This is a genomic window from Phaeobacter sp. (genome assembly GCF_022825805.1).
GTDB lineage: Bacteria > Pseudomonadota > Alphaproteobacteria > Rhodobacterales > Rhodobacteraceae > Phaeobacter.
This window is the reverse complement of record NZ_JAJDWC010000091.1, coordinates 1-3,197: the sequence shown is the minus strand read 5'-3', so window position 1 is coordinate 3,197 and position 3,197 is coordinate 1. Positions and strand designations below refer to the sequence as shown.

The 3,197-nt window shown below is 55.6% G+C and carries 2 protein-coding genes and 1 pseudogene; 1 reads left to right on the top strand and 2 read right to left on the bottom strand.

The features are described 5' to 3' along the window. Positions 1-128: pseudogene (locus tag Q0C28_RS17760) on the top strand (IS630 family transposase); the annotation flags it as partial. Here Q0C28_RS17760 and Q0C28_RS10375 read toward each other — a convergent pair. Together Q0C28_RS10375 and Q0C28_RS10370 are read right to left on the bottom strand one after the other, a co-directional pair. Further along, complete coding sequence (locus tag Q0C28_RS10375) at positions 94-2,259, bottom strand: DUF3131 domain-containing protein (RefSeq protein WP_293575456.1); 2,166 nt, start codon at positions 2,257-2,259, stop codon at positions 94-96. The pseudogene Q0C28_RS17760 and the gene Q0C28_RS10375 overlap by 35 nt on opposite strands. Before the next feature lie 197 nt (positions 2,260-2,456). Then, a partial coding sequence (locus Q0C28_RS10370) for a hypothetical protein (RefSeq protein ID WP_293575454.1) occupies positions 2,457-3,197 on the bottom strand: 741 nt, incomplete at its 5' end.

The window sequence follows — 3,197 nt, the reverse complement described above, 5'->3', positions numbered from 1 at the left end:
AGCAATTCGCCGATGCGATCCTGAGATTCTTCCGCGAAACCATCCCCAAAGAGTGGAAAACATTCCGAGATCAGGTCTCAGACAACTTCAGGGTCATAACACACGAAAAATTTCGGGTTTTGGGGTGAGTGCGGTATAAACAAACCATGGCGCAGTATCGATTGGGGTTTCAGAAGGTGCGAGCAGCTGCCCAGTCTGTTCATAATGGTGCCGCATGGCACCTAGGAACATATCGGTCAGAACCGCACACTCTGCCGACGGGCCCAGCTCGATGTACTCCAACAAAAGCGGCTCGGTTGGGAGGATCCCGATCTCATCAACTGCATTGAGCAACCTGATTGTGCGGTCCGCCAAACTGCTGCCCTGAAACGCTTCGGCGTAGGGCGAGCGTACGTCGGAGATACCGACTTGCGGCAACAGTCGCGATAGATAATGTGCGCAATGAGAGCCAAATGAGGTCTGAATCCGCGTTTGCAGGATGTTGTTCAAAGCTCCGTTTTCCATCAGCCCCGCGACACGCCATCGGTCAATCAACTGCGCCGCAGCTGCAGCCAACTCCGGCCGTTCACCCGCTCGCGTTACTGCACTGCTCAGCCTGGCGAAATCACAGGCATCAAAACCGTCTCGCTCAACTCGGCCGGTTTGAACATTTACAAGGGTTGGTGGATAGGCCGCCGTTTGCTCATCGATGACGGGTAGCTCCGCCATGATCCTTCGGATCCGAGAATAGGCTTTGTTTTCTGAAACTAGGCCCAAATCCATTGCCGCCAGAAGGCCCAGGATCAGACTGCCGACATCCCACATGGTGATTTCGGCATTATTGAAGGAGCGGTCACCAATCTTTTTCCGAACCGTCCAAGCAAGACCCGTCGCATCCAACTCAGATGCCTCAAGATAGGTGTAGGCCAGCGCCGCATCCGCTTCCATATCTGCATCAAACACAGGAGAAACGGGCTGCAAGTCTGGATGAAGCAGAGCAGCGCGCGCCTGTGTGTAAAGCTCATACGCCGGATCGACAATCGGAGCCGGGCGGTTGATGCAAACACCCGATGACGGTGGCAAATTCGCCGTAATCTTTCCTGTGCTTTCAACACGATGAAGAAAAACCGCATCCGGGTGGCGCAGATCCGCGCGAGGCACCTCCTGTGAGCCTGTTTCAAGAACAGGCCCCTCGACAATGACCCCGTCCGGCGACACACCGGGCGAGCCGAGCCGATGCTCCGCCCCGTCACCGGTCTTCAAGATATAGCCACCCGTTTCAGACACGCCCTGAAAGCGGGCCAACTGAACGCAATCGACTTTCAACAGCTGTTCCGCCTGGCGGCGCAGGTTACGCGCTTCCGATTGTGTTCCGGGCAAATCGGGCAAAACAACAAAATGGCGCGAGTGGTTCGGCAGGTATCTGCAACACTGTTTGTAGGCCTCTCTCGGCAATGCAGACAAAAGGTAGTTGGACAACCGTGCGCGATTGATCGCCGCTGCAAGCCGTTGGCCAATGTCGTAGGATCGGGCCGGATCCACGGGCATGTCCGTCACATCGATGGCCAGAACAGCCCCCTCCCCAAGGTTCACAAACCGATCAGAGGTCATCAGTTCAGGCGCATCACGGAGCGGTATTTTTTCCTTTATCGGTAGCATGAGAACCGCAGCAGGGCCCAGCTCTGCACCACTGTCGGATGCCGCGGTTGCATCATAGATCACCGACGTCACCCCACCGGCACGAAGCCCGTCCTGCCGCAATTCTCCGGATATTGCACCGGTCGACACAGTTGAAAAATGGCTGACCTGGCTATCCCTCGCCACTGTTGTTGACAGGCGGGATGTTGACAGGGACAGCGCGATCGCTTGTCGCAGCTCCCACAACTGGCGCGCCTTGAAATACCCAGTCTGATCCAAAATCCCCGCGGCCCGCGGGATCAGCTCCAAAAACGCGCGATTTTCGGAAGACAGATCATCCAATAGTGCAAGAACCGGCTGCCCTGGCTTTGCGCCACCAGCCACAAAAGGATCAAAATCCAACTCAATCGACAGAGCGATGCCCTGTGAGAGAAACGCAAAGATCAACGATCCCAAGGCGTTTTCAGAGAGTGCAGGATGAACCCCAGTCAGCATCACCGAAAACGACCTGATCGATTTGCCATCATTCGATGTCAAATTCTGCTGGGAGAGCCCTTGCGCCAGCGCTGGCACCCCCATGGTTGACCAGGCTGTTCCGGCCAACCCGCCGGACGCCAGATTGAGAAAATCACGTCGTTTCACAATTGGTGATCCTGTACCGCTCTGCCCCGCATTCAAGGCATTAACCTTGACTCTCGGCGACCTAATCCTCGCCTTGAAATACCATTAGGGTTTTGTTAAAACCTTAACGAGTTGCTGCAGGGGCGAAAAGGTCTCTGCGACAGCTGTTGGCGAAAATCGCCTGCCCCCCAGACTGTGAATGAAGTTCCGCGTTTATTTTAACGGGTTGGCAAGTGATGACCAAACACATGAACAATCGGCCGACGCCAGGGCCACGCGAAATCGGGGGATCTAGCCACCGACCCTCTTCGCGTCAGCATCGTGGTTTTCCCACCGAAATCCTGCCGGCTGAATTCACAGAATCGACCGACGCCCAAAAACAAATTTTCAAAGCGGATGGACCGGTTCGGCCCCTGCTGGCGTTTTTGGTGTTCATTTTTCTGGTGTTCACCACGCTTGCCGCGCTTTTTGCGCTGACCCAAAACGTACTGGCTGAATTCAAACTTGCCCGGACGCTGTTTCAGGAAACAGAACCGAAGGACAACATCAGCCAAGGTCTGCGGCGTTTTCTCCCCCAGGGGGACCGCCTGGAGGGTGAGGGCGGCAATGACTTTCTGAATGCTGACCCACATGATGGCCATGATCACAGCCATGACTGGGTTGGCGGCCACAACCCCAATTGCAACAGCGCGGGGATCGACGGCCGTACTCAGAACACCGGTCCCTCCCGTCTCTACGCATTTGTGTCCTCTGATCTGGAAGATGTCCCAAACGCCATCAACAGAACCTGTGATGTCATCAACGTATTTGTCCCGGAGTGGTGTCGAGAACATTCTGAATTGTCCGGTGTAGGTAACATGCCAATTGTCCGCTTCAGTTAGTACCGCAGCAGCCCAAATCGGAACGAGCCGTAGGCGACTGGAGATTTGGGCTGCTGCGTTCGCACGCGTCGAAGCGGG